The 20,098-nt window shown below is 75.0% G+C and carries 16 protein-coding genes; 15 read left to right on the forward strand and 1 reads right to left on the reverse strand.

The window, feature by feature from the left end:
- Positions 1-81 precede the first annotated feature (81 nt).
- A complete protein-coding gene (locus ND486_RS04325; RefSeq protein WP_251782923.1) occupies positions 82-1,236 on the forward strand; it encodes a sensor histidine kinase in 1,155 nt (384 codons plus the stop codon).
- A complete protein-coding gene (locus tag ND486_RS04330; RefSeq protein ID WP_308215800.1) occupies positions 1,233-1,877 on the forward strand; it encodes a response regulator transcription factor in 645 nt (214 codons plus the stop codon). The genes ND486_RS04325 and ND486_RS04330 overlap by 4 nt, the downstream gene beginning before the upstream one ends.
- A gap of 3 nt (positions 1,878-1,880) precedes the next feature.
- On the opposite strand, the gene ND486_RS04335 is transcribed toward ND486_RS04330, so the two are convergent.
- Complete coding sequence (locus tag ND486_RS04335; RefSeq protein WP_251782924.1) at positions 1,881-4,334, reverse strand: glycoside hydrolase family 3 C-terminal domain-containing protein; 2,454 nt, start codon at positions 4,332-4,334, stop codon at positions 1,881-1,883.
- A 115-nt stretch (positions 4,335-4,449) separates the two neighbouring features.
- On the opposite strand from ND486_RS04335, the gene ND486_RS04340 reads away from it, so the two are divergent.
- The 13 genes from ND486_RS04340 to ND486_RS04400 all read left to right on the forward strand — a co-directional run bounded on the left by ND486_RS04340 (position 4,450) and on the right by ND486_RS04400 (position 20,097).
- Entirely contained in the window at positions 4,450-6,246 is a 1,797-nt protein-coding gene (locus tag ND486_RS04340) for a sulfatase (RefSeq protein WP_251782925.1), read from the forward strand.
- Positions 6,243-7,646 carry a sulfatase-like hydrolase/transferase gene (locus ND486_RS04345; protein WP_251782926.1) on the forward strand — a complete coding sequence of 468 codons (1,404 nt, stop codon included), beginning with the start codon at positions 6,243-6,245 and terminating at the stop codon, positions 7,644-7,646. Before ND486_RS04340 ends, ND486_RS04345 begins: the two co-directional genes overlap by 4 nt.
- Positions 7,647-7,693: 47 nt before the next feature.
- The gene (locus tag ND486_RS04350) at positions 7,694-8,290 is read left to right on the forward strand and encodes a TetR/AcrR family transcriptional regulator (protein WP_251782927.1); all 597 of its coding nucleotides are present in this window, start codon (positions 7,694-7,696) and stop codon (positions 8,288-8,290) included.
- A 94-nt stretch (positions 8,291-8,384) separates the two neighbouring features.
- Positions 8,385-9,929 (forward strand): ABC transporter substrate-binding protein, encoded by a 1,545-nt coding sequence (locus ND486_RS04355; protein ID WP_251782928.1) that lies wholly within the window; start codon positions 8,385-8,387, stop codon positions 9,927-9,929.
- Positions 9,926-10,873, forward strand: coding sequence for an ABC transporter permease (locus ND486_RS04360; protein WP_251782929.1), 948 nt, complete (start codon positions 9,926-9,928; stop codon positions 10,871-10,873). Before ND486_RS04355 ends, ND486_RS04360 begins: the two co-directional genes overlap by 4 nt.
- A gap of 3 nt (positions 10,874-10,876) precedes the next feature.
- Positions 10,877-11,737 (forward strand): ABC transporter permease, encoded by an 861-nt coding sequence (locus ND486_RS04365; protein ID WP_179761709.1) that lies wholly within the window; start codon positions 10,877-10,879, stop codon positions 11,735-11,737.
- The gene (locus tag ND486_RS04370) at positions 11,734-13,821 is read left to right on the forward strand and encodes an ABC transporter ATP-binding protein (RefSeq protein WP_251782930.1); all 2,088 of its coding nucleotides are present in this window, start codon (positions 11,734-11,736) and stop codon (positions 13,819-13,821) included. The genes ND486_RS04365 and ND486_RS04370 overlap by 4 nt, the downstream gene beginning before the upstream one ends.
- A gap of 38 nt (positions 13,822-13,859) precedes the next feature.
- Positions 13,860-15,434, forward strand: coding sequence for a sulfatase (locus ND486_RS04375; RefSeq protein WP_251782931.1), 1,575 nt, complete (start codon positions 13,860-13,862; stop codon positions 15,432-15,434).
- Positions 15,431-16,795 (forward strand): sulfatase, encoded by a 1,365-nt coding sequence (locus tag ND486_RS04380; protein WP_251782932.1) that lies wholly within the window; start codon positions 15,431-15,433, stop codon positions 16,793-16,795. Before ND486_RS04375 ends, ND486_RS04380 begins: the two co-directional genes overlap by 4 nt.
- Positions 16,792-18,441, forward strand: coding sequence for a sulfatase (locus tag ND486_RS04385; protein WP_251782933.1), 1,650 nt, complete (start codon positions 16,792-16,794; stop codon positions 18,439-18,441). The genes ND486_RS04380 and ND486_RS04385 overlap by 4 nt, the downstream gene beginning before the upstream one ends.
- The gene (locus ND486_RS04390; RefSeq protein ID WP_251782934.1) at positions 18,438-18,824 is read left to right on the forward strand and encodes a DUF202 domain-containing protein; all 387 of its coding nucleotides are present in this window, start codon (positions 18,438-18,440) and stop codon (positions 18,822-18,824) included. Before ND486_RS04385 ends, ND486_RS04390 begins: the two co-directional genes overlap by 4 nt.
- A complete protein-coding gene (locus tag ND486_RS04395; RefSeq protein WP_251782935.1) occupies positions 18,821-19,150 on the forward strand; it encodes a DUF202 domain-containing protein in 330 nt (109 codons plus the stop codon). Before ND486_RS04390 ends, ND486_RS04395 begins: the two co-directional genes overlap by 4 nt.
- Positions 19,151-19,329: 179 nt before the next feature.
- Positions 19,330-20,097 (forward strand): formylglycine-generating enzyme family protein, encoded by a 768-nt coding sequence (locus ND486_RS04400; protein ID WP_251782936.1) that lies wholly within the window; start codon positions 19,330-19,332, stop codon positions 20,095-20,097.
- Position 20,098 lies beyond the last annotated feature (1 nt).

Here is a 20,098-nt window from a genome sequence, read left to right on the forward strand (position 1 = left end):
CCGTGGTAGGGCGTTGCCCGACCGGGTCGTCGTACTTCCGACCGAGGTCGGAGGGTCGCCGCCCGCCCTACGGTGTGTCCCATGAGCACCGCACCACGCCGCGGCCGCCCGCTCCTGGCCGGGCTCGAGCTGCTCGCCTACCTGTTCTGGGCGGGGTGCGACGCCGTCCTGGCGATGAACTACGTGGGCTTCTGGGTGCCGAGCGGAGCGGTGTACGGCCTGCTCGTGGCAGGCGTGGTGCTCCTCCGGTACCGGACGGGCAGCACGGCGCTCCCCGTGGCGGCGGTCGCCTACGGACTGTCCGCAGCCGGCTCGGTCGCGGGGCTGGTGACCGGCGGGATCCCGTTCGTGTCGCTGACCGAGCTGTTCGCGCTGGCCGTGATCACGGTGTCGGTCGTGCGGACCGCACCGGTCCGGGTCGTGCTCGCGACGGCGGTGGTGTCGCTGTGCCTCATCGTGGGCATGCCGCTGCTGCGCGTGCCGGACATCGACCGCGAGGTGTTCGCCAGCCTGACCGTGGTCGGCTGGGCCGGGACGATGGTCGTCGCGACCGCGGCGCGCGAGCTGTGGCAGCGCCGCTCTGCCCGGCTCGCCCAGGCCCGCAACGACGAGCGCCTGGAGCTGGCCCGCGAGCTGCACGACACCGTCGCCCACCACGTGACCGCGATCGTGGTGGCCGCGCAGGCCGGGGTCGTCGTCGCGGGGAGCCGCCCGGAGGAGGCCGGCCGGGCGCTGGAGTCCATCGAGCGGGCCGGCGCCGAGGCCCTCGACGGGATGCGCCGCATGGTCGGGGTGCTGCGCGCCGGTGCCGACGGCGGCGCCGACCGCGCCCCCGGCCACGACGTCGCCGACGTCGAGGACGTCGTCGCGCGGTTCGACCCCGAGCGGACCCGCACCCGGCTGGAGATCGCCCCCGAGGTACGGACCGCCGTGCTCGGGCCCGCGGTCGCGGCGACCGCGTTCCGGGTGGTGCGCGAGGCCCTGACCAACGTGCACCGGCACGCCCCCGGCGCGACGACGGTGTCGGTCGGCGTGCACCTGCAGGCCGGGAGACTGGTGACCGTGGTGCACAACGACGGGACCGGGACCGAGAACCCGCTGCGCGACCCGGGCGGGTTCGGGCTGGCCGGGATGCGTGAGCGGGTGGAGGCCCTCGACGGCTCGCTGCACGCCGGGCCGGACGGGCCCGGCCGGTGGATCGTCGTCGCCGAGGTGCCCGCCGGGGCGGGCCGGTGACCGCGATCCGCGTCCTGCTCGCCGACGACCAGGAGATGGTGCGCACCGGCTTCGGGCTGATCCTCTCCGCCGAGGACGGCATCGAGGTCGTCGGCGAGGCCGCGACCGGCACCGACGCCGTCGCCATGGCCCGCGAGCTGCGCCCGGACGTCGTGCTCATGGACGTCCGGATGCCGGGGATGGACGGGATCGCCGCGACCCGCGCGCTGACCGCGGACCCGTTCCCCCCGCGGATCGTGGTGGTGACGACCTTCGACCTCGACGAGTACGTCTACGGCGCGCTGCGCTCGGGGGCCTGCGGGTTCCTGCTGAAGACGGCGGGCCCGCGGCTGCTCGTCGAGGCGGTCCGGGCCGCCGCGGCGGGCGACGCCCTGGTGTCGCCGTCGGTCACCGTGCGGCTGCTGGAGCGGCTGACCGAGCCGGAGCCGGCCCGTGCCGAGGTCCACGCCGCGCTGTCACCGCGCGAGCTGGAGGTGGTGAAGGCGGTCGCCCGGGGCCGGACGAACTCCGAGATCGCCGGGGACCTGTTCGTCTCGCTGTCCACGGTGAAGACCCACATCGCCAACATCGGGTCCAAGCTGGACGCCCGCAACCGGGTGGAGATCGCGGCGTGGGCCTGGGAGAACCGGCTGGTCGAGTAGGGGTCACACCAGCTCGACGGTCGCGTGGACCGGCAGGTCGGTCACCGAACGGCCCACCGCGAGACACAGGGGTCCGGGATCGACCACCCAGCCGTCCCCGGCACGGCGGGCCAGCTCACGCGGCTCGACGTCGATCTCCACCGTCGTCGTGACCCCGGGCCCGGACCGCACCACCGCGTAGCCGACCAGGGTGCGGGCGGGGTAGCCGGGACCGCCCGCGGGCCGGCTCGCGTAGACCTGCAGCACGCACTTGCCGGGGCGGCCACCGGTGTTCGTCACCGCCGTCGCGAGCCGCAGCGGGCCGGGGCCGCGGGCGTCGTGGCGCTCCGGGACCCGCAACTCACCGACCTCCCACGTCGTGTAGCCGAGCCCGTGCCCGAACGGCCACGCCGGGGCCGCACCGCTGCGCAGCCAGCCGCGGTGGCCGACGTGCACGCCCTCGGCGTAGTCGAGCACCCCGTCGACGGGACGGACGTCGAGCACCGGCACGTCCGCCTCCGCCGCGGGCCAGGTGGTGGGCAGCCGCCCGCCCGGCTCCGCGACGCCGGCGAGCACCTCGCCCAGCGCGGTCCCGCCCTCCTGGCCGGCGAACCAGGACAGGAGGACCGCGGCCACCTCGTCGCGCCACGGGGTCAGCACCGGCGCCCCGGACCCCACCACCACGACGGTGCGCGGGTTGGCCGCGGCGACCGCGCGCACCAGCTCGTCCTGGTGACCGGGCAGGCTCAGGTCACGGCGGTCGCGACCCTCGGCCTCGGCCCCGGCGTCGGTCCCGACGCAGACCACCGCGACGTCGGCCCGCGCGGCCCGCTGCGCCGCCTCGGCGATCAGGCGCCGCGGCTCCTGCGCGCTGGTCACCGCCCCGAGCGTCACGCCGGTCGCGTTCGCCAGGCTCTCCTTGCGCTCGGAGGGCCGGAACCGCAGCACCAGCTCCACGGGCACCCCCGCCCGGACCTCGACCTCCGTACTCGTGCCCGGGGGCACCAGCACCGACTCGATCGGGTGTCCCTCCGGCTCGACCCGGGCGCGCAGCACGGTGGCGCCGTCGAGGGTCAGGTGCCCGTCGCCGACGCCGGCGAAGCCGACCCGGGCCGGGCCGTCGTCGCGTGGCGTCCACCGGACGCTCACCTCGACGGTGCTGCTGCGCGCGACCGGGGCGTCGCCCCCGAACCAGGTCAGGGCCGTGGTGTGCCGGAGCTCGTCGAGCAGCGGCCGGTCGTGCTCGTCGAGCAGCCGGACCCGGACCCCCGGCCCACCGGTGACCGGGTCGGTCACCCGGTCCGGGTCCAGCGGTTGCACCTGGTCGTTCGCCGCACCGAGGACGTGTGTGACCCGGGAGCGGCGCAACGCCGCGGTGATCCCGTCCAGTGGGGTCACCACCCGGTCGGGGACGACGGTGGCGCTGCCACCGCCCTGGATGCGCGGGTGCACCGCGGCCTGACCGACCACCACGATGTCGAGGTCGGCGTCCGGCCCCAACGGCAGCAGGCCGTCGTTGTCGAGGAGGACGAGGCCCTCGCGGGCGATCTCGCGGGCGGTCGCACGGCCGTCCCCGACCGACGGAGGTGCCGGCCGCGCCGGACCGCCGTCCAGCGCCCCGACGCGGGCGGCGAGCAGCAGCAGCCGGTCGACCTTGTCGTCGAGCACCCGCTCGTCGACGACGCCGGCGGTGACCGCGTCGAGCAGCCCCTCGGCCCACACCCCGGCCGGCCCGGGCATGGCCAGGTCCTGCGCCGCGGACGCGCTCGCGACCGACCGGACGGCGGTCCAGTCGCTGACCACCACGCCGTCGAACCCCCACTCGCCCTTCAGCGGCTCGGCCAGCAGCGGACTCTCGGTCATCGTGGTGCCGCCGACCCGGTTGTAGGAGCTCATGACGACCCACGCCCCGGCCCGGACCGCGGCCTCGAACGGGGCGAGGTAGACCTCGTGCAGGGCCCGGTCGCCGACCCGGATGTCGACGGTCTGCCGCTCGGTCTCGGAGTCGTTGCCGACGAAGTGCTTGGGGCAGGCCGCGACCCCGGCGGCCTGCAGCCCGGCGACGTAGGCCGCCGCCGTGCGCCCGGTCAGGAAGGGGTCCTCGCTGTAGGCCTCGAAGTGCCGGCCGCCCCGCGGCGACCGGTGCAGGTTGATCGTCGGTCCGAGTACGACGTCGACACCCCGCTCGACGGCCTGACCGGCCAGGACGGTTCCGGCCCGGGCCACGAGCCCGGGATCCCAGCTCGCGGCCAGCGCGGACGCCGACGGCAGGCACAGCGACGGGCGCCGCTCGTCCCAGACCTCCCCGCGGACGCCCGACGGCCCGTCGGAGAACGTCATCCGGCGCAGGCCGATCCGCGACACCTCGCGGGTCGACCACATGGTCGCGCCGGTCACCAGGCCGACCTTCTCGGCGAGCGTGAGCTCCTCGCGCAGCGCGACGAGCCGGGGTGCACGCAGGACGGGTTCGGTGGTCACGGGCCCTCCGCGGTGGGTGACGGGATCCAGGATCGGGGCGGCGCGCGCCTGCCCCTTGCGCCGGAACCCTACTTACCGAACACTCGGTAAGTAAGCCACAAGACGAGGGGGTCCCGTGCGGGCGATCGTGGTCATGTTCGACAGCCTCAACCGGCGGCACCTGCCGGGCTACGGCGGCGATGCCACCCACCTGCCGAACTTCCGCAGGCTCGCCGAGCGGACCACCGTCTTCGACCACTGCTACGCCGGGAGCATGCCGTGTATGCCGGCGCGGCGGGAGATGCACACCGGCCGCTACAACTTCCTGCACCGGTCCTGGGGACCGCTGGAACCGTTCGACGACTCCGTGCCGCAGATGCTGCGCGACGCCGGGGTGCACACCCACCTGGTCACCGACCACGCCCACTACTGGGAGGACGGCGGCGCCACGTACCACAACCGGTTCAGCACCTACGAGTTCTTCCGCGGCCAGGAGGGCGACTTCTGGAAGGGGCAGGTGCGCGACCCCGAGTACCCGCCGGACCTCAAGCGGATCCGCAGGCCCGCGTACCGCCAGGACCTGGTGAACCGGCAGTACCTGCGCGACGAGGCCGACCACCCGCAGACGCTGACCGTCGAGGCCGGGCTGCACTTCCTCGACGTCAATCACGCCGAGGACCGCTGGATGCTGCAGATCGAGATGTTCGATCCGCACGAGCCGTTCACGAGCTACCCGCGCTGGCACGAGCTGCACCCCGACGGCTACGACGGCCCGTCGCTGGAGTGGCCGGACTACGCCCAGGTGCTGGAGACCCCGGAGCAGGTCGAGCACGTCCGCAACCGGTACGCCGCCCTGGCCTCGATGTGCGACCACTCGCTGGGCCGGGTGCTCGACCGGATGGACGCGCTCGACCTCTGGGACGACACCCTGCTGATGGTCGTCACCGACCACGGCTACCTGCTCGGCGAGCACGGCTGGTGGGGCAAGAACGCCCCGCCCTGGTACGACGAGACCATCCACACCCCGCTGTTCGTGTGGGACCCGCGCCACCCCGGCGCCGCGGGCGCGCACCGCACGAGCCTGGTGCAGACCATCGACCTCGGCCCGACGCTGCTGGAGGCGTTCGGCGTCGCGCCCACCGCCCGCATGCAGGGCCGGGCGCTGCGCGGCACCGTCGCCCACGACGCACCGGTCCGCACGGCGGGGCTGTTCGGCGCCTACGGCGGGCACGTGTCGGTCACCGACGGCACCCACGTCTACATGCGCGCCCCGGCGGACCGGAGCAACCGGCCGCTCGCCGAGTACACGCTGATGCCGACGCACATGATGGCGCGCTTCGCGCCGTCCGAGCTGGCCGACGCCGAGCTGGTCGGGCCGCTGCCGTTCACCCGGGGGGCGCCCGTCCTGCGCACCCGCGGCCAGGTCATGTCCAACCCGTGGGCGTTCGGCACGTTGCTGTTCGACCTGGCCGCCGACCCCGGCCAGGAGCATCCCGTCGTCGACGACGGGCTGGAGACGACGATGCTCGGCCACCTCCTGGACCTGCTGCGCGACTCCGACGCCCCGCCCGAGCAGTACGAGCGTCTCGGCCTGCCGCCGACCGGCGCGCCCGGACCGGAGCACCTGCAGGTGCGGCTCCAGTGGCCGCAGGTCGAGGCGTCCCGGACCCCCGTCCGCCGTGAGGACCACCCGGACGGGCCGCTGAGCGTGCACACCCCGCTGGCCGACCTGCTGGCCGACGACGGCGCTCGGGCGGTCGTGCACGAGCTCGTCCCCGGCCTGCTCGACGGCCCGCTGACGCGGATCGCGGGACACCTGACACTCGTCGAGATCGCGGCGTTCGCGGTCGGGGTGCTCCCGGCGCCCCGGCTGGGCGAGATCTCCGCGGCGCTGCGGGCGCTGCCTCCGGCCGGCGCGGAGGTGCGGGCGTGACCACGGCGAACGTCCTGTGGATCTACTGCGACGAGCTGCGGGCGGACGCGCTGGGCTGCTACGCCCGCCCGGGCGGGCTGCGCCCGCACACGCCGGTGCTGGACCGGCTCGCCCGCGAGGGCGTGGTGTTCGACCACTGCTACGCCACGTCGCCGGTGTGCGTGCCGTCCCGCACGGCCGCGCTCACCGGGCTCCCGCCGGAGCGCACCGGCGTCTACCACAACGAGGCGGCCGCCCCCGGGTTCGTGCTGCCCGGCGCCCCGGTCACCTTCCCCGAGGTGTTCGCCGCCGCGGGCGCGACCACGGCGAGCTTCGGCAAGGAGCACGTCCCCGCCGCCCTGCACCCCTGGCAGGTCGACGACGGCACCGGGGCCGGGATGCGGGACACCATCGGCGGCGCCGACCCGGCGTCGCTCCTGCGCAGCCCCGGCATGGGGTTCGTGATCGGCGGCGAGCACGCGGGCGAGTACCCGCCGGACGGGATCGTGCGCCGGGCGTCGGCCTTCCTCGCCGAGGTCGACCGGCCGTTCCTGCTGCGCGCCTCGTTCCTCCAGCCGCACACCCCGGTGCTCCCGCCGCGGCGCTGGCGGGAGCGGTTCGACCCCGCGGACCAGCCCGGTCGCGCGCTGGGTCCCGGCCCGGCGGACAACGCGTTCGAGCGGCGGTTCGCCGCGCTCGGTGACGACGGGTCGCTGACCGACGCCGAACTGCGCCGCGCCCAGGCCGACTACCTCGCCTGCGTCGCCTGGGTCGACGAGCAGGTCGGCCTGCTCCTCGACGCGCTGGCGACGACCGGCCACGCCGGGGACACCGCCGTCGTCGTCACCGCCGACCACGGCGCCCACCTGGGTGAGGGCGGCGCGTTCGGCAAGCACACCTTCGCCCCGCAGAGCCACCGCGTCCCGCTGGTCGTGCACGCACCCGGCCGAGTCGCCCCCGCCCGCCGTGCCGACCCGGCCTGCTCCACCGACCTCGGACGCACGCTGGCCGGGCTCGCCGGGGTCACCCTCCCCGACGGGTTCGGCGGCCGGGACCTGTTCGCCGATCCGGCGCCCGGCCACGTCCTGTCCACCATCGGCTACGGCGACCCCGGCAGCCGGGCGTTCCCCAACCGCGACGCGGGCACCTGGACCGACGGCCGTGGCTGGCCCCGGCGCACCTGCGTGCGGGACGGCCGGTTCCGGCTCGACGCGACCGTCCGGATCGACGGCGCCCCCGCCGCGCCGCGGGACGAGGACGTCTTCCTCTGCGACTCCCTGCGGGATCCGTTCGAGGTGCACGACCTCGCCGGCGACCCGGCCCACGCCGAGGTCCGCGACCGGCTCCTGACCCTCGTCCGCGCGCGGGCCCGGGACGCGGTCGAACCGGCGACGACGGGGCCGGCCCACCCTCTTCCCTAACTACCGAGTACTCGGTAAGTTGAACCCGACCCCGAAGGAGGCCCGCGATGACGCGAGCACCCCGCACCCGCCGGCCCGCCGGCGCCCGGCGCGAGCAGATCCTCGACGTCGCCGCCGCGGCCTTCGCCGTGGGCGGGTACCGGGGCACGAGCCTGGCCGAGGTGGCCTCCCGGGTGGGGGTCTCCCAGCCGGGCCTGCTCCACCACTTCCCGACCAAGGACTCGTTGATCCTCGCCGTGCTGCGGCACCGTGACCTCGACGACGACCGGCACCTCGAGGCCCACTTCGCCGACGCCACCCCCACCACCCGGGAGTGGCTGACGGCGATGGGCAGACGCAACGAGACCCAGCCCGAGCTCGTCCGGCTGTTCACGGTGACCGCCGCCGAGGCGCTCGCACCCGAGCACCCCGCGCACGAGTTCTTCCTCGAACGCAACCGGCGGGTCCGCGCCAGCATGGGCGCGCTCGTCCGCCGCGACCAGGAACGCGGCGTACTCGCGGCGGACCTCGACGCCGACCAGCTCGCGATCGAGCTGATGGCGCTGATGAACGGCCTGCAGCTGCAGTGGCTGCGCGACCCGTCGGTCGACATGTGCGGGGTCCTCGAGGCCCGCCTCGACCGGCTCGTCGCCGGCGAACGCTGAACGACACCTCCACCCACCACACCTTCCACCGCGGACGGACGCCGGACACGGCCGTCCCGCGATGCCGCGCGCCCGACTCAGCGAGGAGTCCCGAATGCCCCTGTCCCGACGAGGACGGTCCGTACGGAACGTGCTCGCCCTGACCCTCGTCTCCGTGACCCTCGCCGGCGGCTGCCGGTCGGCCGTCGAACTCGCCGACCGGGAGGCCACCGGCGCCGACATCGCCAACTGCGTCGACGGCGGGACGCTCGTCGCCGCGGTCGCGCAGGCGCCGGTGCCCGGTCGCGTGCTGGCCGGATCGGCGGCGAACGTCATGTGGGTGCGCGGGGTCTTCGAACCCCTGCTCGCGGTCGGCCCCGACGGCCCGGTCGAGCTCCTCGCCACCGGCTACACGATCAGCGCCGACGACCGGACCGCCGTCCTGCGGCTGCGTGAGGGCGTCCGGTTCCACACCGGCCGTGCGTTCACCGCGCAGGACGTGCTCTACACCGTCGCGCGGGCGCTGGAGCCCTCCAGCCCGTCGAGCGTGAAGGCCGTCCTGTCCCGCTGGGACGTGCGGGCCACCGGTGACCACGAGATCACCATCACCTCGCCGGCCCCGCTGACCCCGGTCCTGGCCAGCGTCCTGGACAACACCCCGATCCTCGACCGGGAGACCGCCGCCGGGCTCGAGGACGGCAGCGCGCTGGTCGGTACCGGGCCGTTCCGGGTCGACCGCTTCCGGCCGGGCGCCGAGGTCTCCCTGGTCCGCAACGACCACTACTGGCAGGCGGGACTGCCCCGCCTGGACCGGATCGACAACGTGGTCGTGCCCGACACCACCGCCCAGATCGCCGCGATGCGCTCCGGGCGGACACAGCTGGCCTACGGCATGACCACCCAGGACGCCGACACCCTGGCCCGCTCCGGACGGATGGAGCTGGGCTCGACCCAGAACATCCTCTACGCGCTCGTCCTGGACCCACGCGGTCCGCTCGCCGACGTGCGGGTCCGGCAGGCGATCGGCCACGCGATCGACCGGGAACGCATCGTCGCCCAGGTCTTCGCGGGCCAGGGCGCCCCCGACGCCGAGCCGTGGCCCGGAGCCGAGCCCGCCCCCGGCTCGGTGTCGCCCCCGGGTTGGGACCCCGACCAGGCCCGCGAGCTGGTGCGGGAGGCGGGCGCCGAGGGCGCCGCGGTCCCGATCACGATCATCAACAACCCGCAGCTGCAGGCCACCTACCAGATCCTCGCGAACAACCTGACCGAGATCGGCCTGCGCCCGTCGCTCGTGGCGCTCACCGCACCCGACTACCAGTCGCGCCTGGCGGCCGGCGACGGCGGCAACTACCTGTCCTTCCGCGCGCAGTCCGAGACCGCCTCGCTGCTGGTGCAGACCAACCCGGACTACCGGCTCCGGGGCGCGCACCGCCCGGTCACCCCGCCCGGCTACGCCCCGCTCGTCGACGCCGTCGTCGCCGCGGGCGCCGGCCCGGCCGCCGGTCCCGCGCTGGGCAGGCTGAGCGACCGGATCCTCGACGACGCCGTGGTCCAGAACCTCGTCGTCGTCCCCGGACCCGTGGTGCGCAGCCTCGACGTCCAGGCCGCCACGTTCGGCCCGTCCGGTCTCCTCTCCCGAGAAACCTGCATGACGCGATGACCCGCTTCCTGATCGGGCGCCTGCCGTCCGTCCTCCTCGTCCTGCTCACCACCACCGTCATCGCCTTCCTGCTCCCGCGCCTGGTGCCGGGCGACCCCGCGGCTGTCGTCGCCGGTCCGGACGCCACCCCGGAGCTGATCGAGGCGATCCGCTCCGAGATGGGGCTCGACCGGCCGCTCGTCGTCCAGTACCTGCAGTGGATGGGCGGGCTGTTCACCGGCGACCTCGGACAGTCCCTGCAGTACCAGGTCCCGGTCGCCGACCTGATCGCCGACCGCCTGCCCAGCACCGTGGAGCTGGCCCTGCTCGCCGGGCTCCTCCTCGCGGTCTTCAGCATCGGCCTCGGCGTCCTGGCCGGGTCGGCCCGTGCGCCCTGGGCCCGGACGCTGGTCGAGTCCACGAACACCGGACTGCTCGCCGCGCCGCCGTTCCTGGTCGGCCTGCTGCTGGTCATCCTGTTCGGCGTCGCCTACCGGGTGCTGCCGATCAGCGGCGAGGTCTCGCTGCTCGACGACCCCGAGATCGGTATCCAGTACCTGCTGCTGCCCGCGCTCGCACTGGCCCTGCCGATGAGCGCCGGGGTCGCCCGGCTGATCCAGACCACGATGTACGCCGCGCGCCAGGAGGAGTACGTCGACCTCGCGACGGCGAAGGGCGTCCCGCCGCTGCGCATCACCACCCGGCACGTGCTCCGCAACAGCCTCGGGCCCGCCGTCGTCGCCCTCGGGATCCGGTTCGGCGACCTGCTCGCCGGGGCCGTCGTCATCGAGGCCATCTTCGCCCGCAACGGGCTCGGCCAGCTCGCCGTCACCGGCGCGCAGAGCGCCGACTACGCCGTGGTCCAGGTCCTGATCGTCGGCGCGGTGTTCATCGCCGTCGCCGCCCAGCTCCTGACCGAGATCGCCCTGTCCGCGCTCGACCCTCGCATCCGATTGGGGCGCTGAGCCATGACCGCCACCACCTCCCCCACCGGGCGCCGCCGGCGCGCCACGCTGCTGTCCCGCTACGCCACGGCCTTCCGTTCACCGAAGGGCATCGCCGGCGCGATCCTGCTGGCGCTGCTGGTCGGCGTCGCCGTCCTGGCGCCGGTCCTGTTCCCCGGCGGCTACGACGCGCAGGGCCGCGGGGCGCTCGGGGCGCCGTCGGCCGCGCACCTGCTCGGCACCGACGAGTTCGGCCGCGACATCCTGGTGCGCACGATCTACGGCCTGCGCACCGACCTGAGCCTGATCGTCGCGGCCGTACCGGTCAGCATGGTGATCGGCACGCTGCTCGGGCTGACCGGCTACCTGTCCGCGGCGCTGGGGTCGCTGACCCAGCGGATCATGGACATCGTGCTCGGCTTCCCGGGCCTGATCCTCGGCATCATGATCGTGCTGGTGGTCGGGTCCGGCTGGGTGTCGCTGTTCCTCGCCATCGTCATCGCCGGCCTGCCCACGTTCGCCCGGCTCGCCCGGGCCGGGCTGCTCGCCCAGTCCGAACGCGAGTACGTCCTGGCCGCGCGCGTGCTGGGCGTCCCCCGGCGCACCGTGATGGTCCGGCACATCCTGCCCAACGTGATCGACCCGATCCTGGTGCAGGCCACCGTGTTCACCGTGATCGCGATCTTCATCGAGGCCAGCCTCAGCATCGTCGGTCTCGGCATCGACCCGCCGATCCCCTCGCTCGGGGCCCTGCTCAACGTCGGCGCGCGCTACGTCGACGTCCTGCCCAGCTACGTGATCGGTCCGGGCCTGGTGCTCCTGGCCCTCGCCGTGGCCTTCACCCTGCTGTCCGACGCTCTGAACCAGGCGGCGAACCGACGATGACCCAGACCTCCACCACCTCCCCCGCCGGCCGGGCCGGGACCGGCACCCCGCTGCTCGAGGTGCGGGACCTGCGGACGCACTTCCCGACCCGCGACGGCCTCGTCCGCGCCGTCAACGACGTCAGCTTCACCGTCGAGCCCGGCCGCGTGGTCGGCATCGTCGGCGAGTCCGGCTCCGGCAAGTCGGTGACCGCGCGCTCGATCCTGCGCATGGTCCGCGCCCCCGGCGAGATCGCCGGCGGCTCCGTCCACTATCGCGGCGTCGACCTGCTCACGCTGCCCGAGCGGTCGATGCGCGAGCTGCGGGGCCGCGAGATCGCGATGGTGTTCCAGGACCCGCAGTCCGCGCTGAACCCGGTGATGACCGTCGGCGACCAGATCGTCGAGGCGCTGGTCGTGCACGGCACCGACAAGGCGAGCGCCCGGGCGCGGGCCCGGGAGCTGCTCGACCAGGTCGGGATCCCGGACGTCGACCGGCGGCTGGGCGACTACCCGCACCAGTTCTCCGGCGGGATGCGCCAGCGGGTCGTCATCGCCGTCGCGCTGGCGAGCTCCCCGTCGCTGCTCATCGCCGACGAGCCGACCACGGCCCTCGACGTCACCATCCAGGCGCAGATCCTGCGGCTGCTGGGTCGCCTGCGCGACGAGCTCGGCATCGCCGTCCTGCTCATCACCCACGACATGGGCGTGGTCGCCGAGATGTGCGACGAGGTCGTGGTCATGTACGGCGGGCGGGTGGTCGAGCGCGGGCCGGTCGAGGTGCTGTTCGAGCGCCCGGAGCTGCCCTACACCGCCGACCTGCTCTCCGCGATGCCGCGCCTGGACGAACGCCCCGACGGCCGCAGGCTGCCCGCCATCCCGGGCTCGCCACCCGACCCGGCCCGGCTGCCGAGCGGCTGCGCGTTCCACCCGCGCTGCCGGCTCGCCACCGACACCTGCTCGGCCGAGGTCCCGGCACTCACCCCGCGGGACACCTCCGGCCACGCCGCCGCCTGCCACGTCACCGCGGCCGGGACGGCGATCCCGCCGCTGGCGCCCGAGGAGGCCGGCACCGCCCGGGACCGGGGCACGACCGCGGAGCCGCTCCTGCAGATCTCCGGCCTGCGGGTCGACGTGGCAGGCGCCTCGCGCGGCCTGTTCCGCCGCGCCCGGCCCGTCTACGCCGTCGACGGGGTGGACCTGCAGGTCGCCCCCGGGGAGACCCTGGGCCTGGTCGGCGAGTCCGGCTGCGGCAAGTCGACGCTGGCCCGCGCGATCGTCGGGATCAACGAGGTCGCCGGCGGCGAGATCCGGGTCGACGGCCGGGCCGTCGGCACCGGGCGGCGCGGGGACGACGGCGGCGCCCACACCGCCGTCCAGTACGTGTTCCAGGACCCGTACGCCTCGCTCAACCCGCGCCGCACGATCGGGCAGTCCCTCGACGAGGCGCTCGCGGTGCGCGGCGTCCCGGTCGCCGAGCGGGCCGCGGAGATGTCGTCGCTGCTGGACCGGGTCGGCCTGCTCGAGCAGCACCTCGACCGCTACCCGCACGCCTTCTCCGGTGGGCAGCGCCAGCGGGTCGGCATCGCGCGGGCGCTGGCGGCCCGGCCCCGGATGCTGGTGCTCGACGAGCCGGTCTCGGCCCTCGACGTGTCGATCCAGGCCCAGATCGTCAACCTGCTCGAGTCCCTGCGCGACGAGCTGGGCCTGGGCTACCTGTTCATCGCCCACGACCTCTCGGTGGTCCGGCACATCAGCGACCGGGTCGCGGTCATGTACCTGGGCCGGATCGTGGAGACCGGGCCTGCGGAGTCGGTCTACCGGTCACCGCAGCACCCGTACACGGCCGCGCTGCTGTCGTCGTCGCCGGTGCCTGCCACCGGGGCGCCCGAGCGGGAGCGGATCGTGCTCGGCGGTGACCTGCCGAGCCCGAAGGACCCGCCGAGCGGCTGCCGGTTCCGGACCCGGTGCCCGATCGGACCGCTCACCCACCCGGACCGCACCGTCTGTGCCGAGCGCGCGCCGGAGCTCACCGCCACGCCCGGCGGACAGCTCGCCGCCTGTCACTTCCCCGGCGAGCTCGCCGGGACAGGGGTACGGGACTGATCCGGTCCCGACCCCGCCCACCCGCACGAAAGGCCTCCATGCGCGTCATCTACGTCGACGTCGACACCCTGCGAGCCGACCACACGACCCCGTACGGCTACCGGCGTCCGACCACCCCCAACCTGCAGCGCCTCGCCGACCGGGGGGTCACGTTCGACCGCTACTACTGCTCCGACTCGCCCTGCCTGCCGTCCCGGACCGCGCTCACCAGCGGACAGTTCGGCATCACCAACGGCGTGATCGGGCATTTCGGCGAGGCCGCCCGGTTCCGGCTCGACCCCGGGCACAACGCGCACCCCACCCGTCCGCTGCTGGGGCAGCAGCTGGGGGCGCACGGCCACTACACCGCGGCCGTGTCGATGTTCGCCGAGCGGCACCGCGCCTACCACTTCCTGGGCAACTTCCGGGAGTCGGTCCGCGCGACGAACGAGATCAACGACGAGGACGGCCGGGAGGTCAACCGGGTCGGCCTGGACTGGATCCGCCGGCACGCGCACGAGGACGACTGGTACCTGCACCTGACCTACTGGGAGCCGCACACGCCCTACCTGGCCGATCCCGGCTGGACCGGGCGGGCCGCGGCCTCCGGTCCGCCCCCGGCCTGGCCGGACCAGGCCGCGATCGACGCCCACGCCGAGGTCTACGGCCCGCGCAGCGCGCTGGACCTGCACTACTCGGGCGTCCCGCAGGACTCGCCGGACCCGCGCACCACCCCCGACGCGATCCGGACCCGGGCCGACTTCGAGCAGCTGATCGACGGGTTCGACGGCACGATCATGTACTGGGACTCGCTGTTCGGGGAGCTGCTCGCGACGCTGACCGAGCTCGGCATCGCCGGGGACACCGCGATCGTCGTGAGCGCCGACCACGGCGAGTCGTTCGGCGAGCACGGCTCCTACGGCGAGCACGGCCACGCCACCGAGCCCGTCCACCGGGTCCCGCTCGTCGTCTACTGGCCCGGGGTCACCGACGACCTCCCGGACGAGGCGCGGCACTGCGACAACCTGCTCTACAACATCGACCTCGCCCCGACGCTGTGCGAGCTGCTCGGCGTCCCGGTCCCGGCCGGCTGGCAGGGCACCTCGTTCGCCGACGCCGTGCACGGCGAGCCCGGCCCGTCGCGCGAGTACCTGGTGCTCGGCCACGGCGCGCACACCTACCAGCGGTCGGTACGCACCCGCGACCACCTCTACATCCGGACCTACCACCCCGGCTGCAACCGGACGGAGTGGGAGCAGCTGTTCGACGTCACCGCCGACCCGCACCTCACGACCGACCTGCTCTACGCCGAGCCCGGGCTGGCGGACCGGATGCGCACCCGGCTCGCGGAGTGGTGGCACACCTACGCGGGACGCCCGGGTGCCCTCCCGGACCCGATGCAGACGACCCTGCAGGTCGGACCGGTCTACTACAACGACCCGCCCGCCTACGCCGAGCACCTGCGCGCGACCGGCCGGGAGCACCTCGCCGAGCACCTGGAGGCGAACCTCGCCGCCGCGACCGGCGCGACGCCGGTGTCCTGGCACGCCACCGACGAGGCATGGCCGCCCGGGCGGCGCGAGGCGTGGGAACGGCGGGTCGCCGAGCGCCGGGCCCGGCAGGTCGCGCGATGACCCGGCCGCCGAACATCCTGCTGATCACCGCGGACGACATGGGCGGGGACACCCCCGGCTGCGTCGGCGGTCCGCCGGACGTCACGCCCCGGCTGGACCGGCTCGCCGCCGAGGGCACGACCTTCGAGCGCGCCCATGTGGCGGCGGCGGTGTGCCAGCCGAGCCGGTCGGCGATCATGACCGGGCGCTGGCCGCACCGCAACGGCGCCGAGGGCTTCGAGCCGGTGCGCGCCGGGGTCCCGCTGCTGACCCGGCTGCTCGCCGGCGCCGGGTACCGGACCGGCATCCTCGGCAAGGTCACCCACCTGCAGCCGGTGGAGGCGTTCGGCTGGGACCTCGCCCTCGACCGCGAGCGGCTCGGGTCCGGCCGCGACCCGGCCGCCTACGCCGCCGCCGTCGACGGGTTCCTGGCCGACGCCGGCGACCGGCCGTGGTTCCTGATGGCCAACGCACACGACCCGCACCGGCCGTTCTCCGGCGGCGACCAGGAGCGGGAGATGTTCTCCGCCGAGCAGCGCGCCGGGTACCCGGCGCCGTCGCGCCGGTTCGACGACGAGCCCGTCACCGTGCCGGGGTTCCTGCCCGACCTGCCCGAGGTGCGCCGCGAGTACCGCGAGTACCTCGCCTCGGTCCGCCGCTGCGACGACACCGTGGGCGCGGTCCTCGACGCGGTCGAGCGTGCCGGGGCCACCGACGACACGCTGGTCGTGTTCCTGTCCGACAACGGCATCGCCGTGCCGTTCGCGAAGGCGAACTGCTACGTGCACGGCAGCCTGACCCCGCTGCTCGTCCGGTGGCCCGGCGTGACGGCACCCGGCTCCCGGGTGCGCGAGGAGTTCGTGTCCGCGCTCGACCTGTTCCCGACGTTCTGCGCGGCCGCGGGCGTCGAGCTCCCCGAGGGACTCGACGGGACGGGGCTCGGGACCCTGCTGCGCGGGTCGCCGGAACCGGGGCGCGACGACATCGTCACCGTCTTCCACGAGACGGCGGGCAAGCGGCGCTACGAGATGCGCTGCGTCCAGGACGGGAGCACCGCCTACATCTGGAACGCCTGGTCGGACGGGGACACCGAGTACGTCGCGGAGAACATGCGGGGCCGCACCTGGCCCGCCATGGTCGCCGCGGCCGAGGACGACCCGGCGCTGCGGGGCCGCGTCGAGTTCTACCGGCGGCGCACCCCCGACGAGCTCTACGACCTGGCCGCCGACCCCGACTGCCTGCACGACCTCGGCGCCGACCCGGGGTGGCGGACCGCGCTCGACGACTCCCGCACCCGGCTGCTCGCCTGGATGGAACAGGTGGAGGACCCGCTGCGGGAGGCGTTCCGGGCGCACCTCGACCGCTCCCGGGAGCCTGCGTGACCCGGCCGAACATCCTGTGGGTCACCACCCACGACATCAACCCCGACCTCGGGTGCTACGCCGGTGTCTGGCCGGGTGCGGAGTACGCGCGGACCCCGCACCTCGACCGGCTCGCCGCCGAGGGGATGCGGTTCGACTCCGTGCACGCCGCGGCACCGGTGTGCGGACCGTCCCGGTCGGCGGTCATGACCGGCTGCCACCCGACCGCGATCGGGACGATGCACATGCGCACCAAGGCAGTCCCGCCGCCGGAGGTCCGGCTGTTCACCGAGTACCTGCGCGCCGCCGGGTACTACTGCACCAACGCCGCGTTCACCGACTTCCAGCTGACCGTGCCGGGCACCGCGTTCGACGAGTGCGGCCCGTCCGCGCACTGGCGCAACCGGCCCGACCCGGACACCCCGTTCTTCGCCGCCTTCCACGGGATGACCACCCACGAGTCGCGGCTGTACCTCGACGACGACGCGTTCGCCGCCGCCACCGGGCACGTGCGGCCCGAGCAGCGCCACGACCCCGCCGACGCCCCTGTCCCGCCGTACCTTCCCGACACCCCGACCACCCGGCGCACCGTCGCCCGGTACGCCGACCTGGTCACCGAGGCCGACCACGAGGTCGGCCGGCTGCTCGCCCAGCTCGACGAGGACGGGCTCGCCGGGGACACCGTGGTCGTGTTCTGGAGCGACCACGGGCGCGGCATGCCCCGGGAGAAGCGCTGGCTGCACGACTCCGGGCTGCGGGTCCCGATGATCGTCCGCTGGCCCGGCCGGGTCCGGGCCGGCAGCACCCACCCGGACCCGGTCGAGCTGCTGGACCTCACCGCGACCACCCTGACGCTCGGCGGGCTGGACGTGCCGGAGCACATGCAGTCCCGGCCCGTCCTCGCCGCCGACGGTCGTCGGGTCCCGCGCCCGGGCGGTCTCTGCTTCGGCGGGCGGGACCGGCTCGACGAGCAGTCCGACACCAGTCGCACGGTCCGCGACGCGCGCTACCGCTACATCCGCCACGTCCATCCGGGCCGGCCCCCGATGCCGCACCTCGCCTACCCGGACGGCCTGCCCACCTGGGCCGAGCTGCGCACGCTGCACGCCGAGGAGGCCCGCCAGCGGGGCCGGGGTGAGGTCCCGGACCGCCTGACGCCGCTGCAGCGCACCCTGGTGGCACCGGAGAAGCCCGCCGAGGAGCTCTACGACGTGCTCGCCGACCCGTACGAGACGACCGACCTGTCCGCGGACCCCCGGCACGCCGCGGTGCTCTCCCGGCTGCGCGGCGAGCTCGACGGCTGGCAGGAGCGGCACGGCGACCTGGGGCTCCTCGACGAGGACGAACTGACCGCTTGCTGGCTGCCAGGGGGCGTCCGTCCGCGGACCGCGACCCCGCAGGTGGCCGCGTCCGCGCGGGGGCTCGTCGCGACCTGCCCCACCCCGGGCGCGTCGGTCGGCTGGACCGTCGACCCGCCGCCGGAGGACCGGCCCGTCCCGGGGCCGATGGACGAGCTGATCGGGCAGCCACCCGGCGACGGGCGCCGCTGGCTGCTCGCGACCGGTCCGTTCACCCCGCCACCCGGTGCCACCGTGCACGTGGCCGCGTGGCGGCTGGGCCACGTCCCCTCCGACGAGGTGGTCGTACCGCCGGAGGGAGCGGCGTGAGCGCACCGACCCGCACCCGCCGGGTGGACCGGCGGTTCCCGGCGCGGCTGTTCCGCGACGGCACCGACCCCGATCCACGCTTCACCCTCGCCAACGAGCGCACCTTCCTCGCCTGGATCCGGACCGCGCTGGCGTTGGTGGCGACCGGGGTCGCGCTGGAGGCACTGGGCCTCGACCTGCACCCCGGCTACCGGCTGGCGGCGTCGGTGCTGCTCGTCGTCGCCGGCGTCCTCGCCCCGTTGCAGGCCTGGGCGGGCTGGTACGCCACCGAGCGGGCGCTGCGCCGCGGCCGGTCCCTGCCGACCCCGGTCCTCGCGCTGCCGCTGGTCGTCCTGCTCCTCGCCGCCGGCGTACTCGTCGGGCTCGCGGTGCTGTTCCGGTGACCGCGCCGTTCGACCCGGGTCTGCAGCCCGAGCGCACCGCACTCGCCTGGCGGCGCACGGCGCTCGCCGTCGCCGTCGGGGTCCTGGCAGCCTGGCGGATCCTGGCCTCGGTCTGCGGCTGCAGCCTGCCGCTGGCGCTCGGGGCGGCCGGGCTCGCCGCCGCCGGGGGGCTCGCGGTCGGGGCGGAGCGCCGGCGCCGCGACGTGCACCGCAGGCTCACGGGCCCGTCGCCGGAGCCGCTCGGCGGGGGCGGGTTACCGTTCGTCTGCACGCTGTGCGCCCTGCTGCCCGCGGTGGCCGGCCTCGCATTCGTGCTCACCCGCTGACCCCCGTGCCGGCCCCGCGGCGGGCCGTGTCGTCGCAGGAAGGAGGCCGGATGCCCGGCTGCTGTCCACCCCCGCGTCCGGCGGGTCCCCCTGCACCCGGCGGCCCGGGTCGGGTCGGGACGGTCGCCCCCGGCCCTGCCGACCACCAGGAGGTCCCGCTGCCCGGTGGGACCTTCCGGATGGGCACCGACGACGCCGACGGCTTCCCCGACGACCACGAGGGCCCCGTCCGCGCGGTGACCGTGCCCCCGTTCGCCGTCGACGTCCACGCGGTCACCAACGCGCGGTTCGCGCGGTTCGTCGAGGCGACCGGGTACCGGACCGACGCCGAGCGGTTCGGGTGGAGCTACGTCTTCGCGTCGTTCCTGCCGGGCCCGTTGCGGCGGGACTCCCCCCGCCCCGAACAGACACCCTGGTGGTGCGGGGTCCGGGGTGCCCTGTGGTCGGCGCCCGAGGGTCCGGGCAGCGACGTCGCCGACCGGTGGGACCACCCCGTCGTCCACGTGTCGTGGAACGACGCCGACGCGTACTGCCGCTGGGCGGGCCGCAGGCTCCCGGCCGAGGCGGAGTGGGAGTACGCCGCGCGCGGCGGGCTCGACCAGGCGCGCTACCCCTGGGGCGACGAACTGACCCCGGGCGGCGAGCACCGCTGCAACATCTGGCAGGGCCGGTTCCCGGTGCGCAACACCGCCGAGGACGGCCACGTCGGCACCGCTCCGGCCGACAGCTTCGCGCCGAACGGCTTCGGGCTGTACAACGTGGCCGGCAACGTGTGGGAGTGGTGCGCGGACTGGTTCGACCCGGCTCGGGCGAACCGCAGCATGCGCGGGGGCTCCTACCTGTGCCACGACTCGTACTGCAACCGCTACCGGGTCGCCGCGCGGACGGCGAACACGCCCGACAGCTCCAGCGGCAACACCGGCTTCCGCACGGTCGCCGTGTCCTGAC

Source organism: Pseudonocardia sp. DR1-2 (genome assembly GCF_023717215.1).
GTDB classification, from domain to species: Bacteria; Actinomycetota; Actinomycetes; order Mycobacteriales; family Pseudonocardiaceae; genus Pseudonocardia; species Pseudonocardia alni.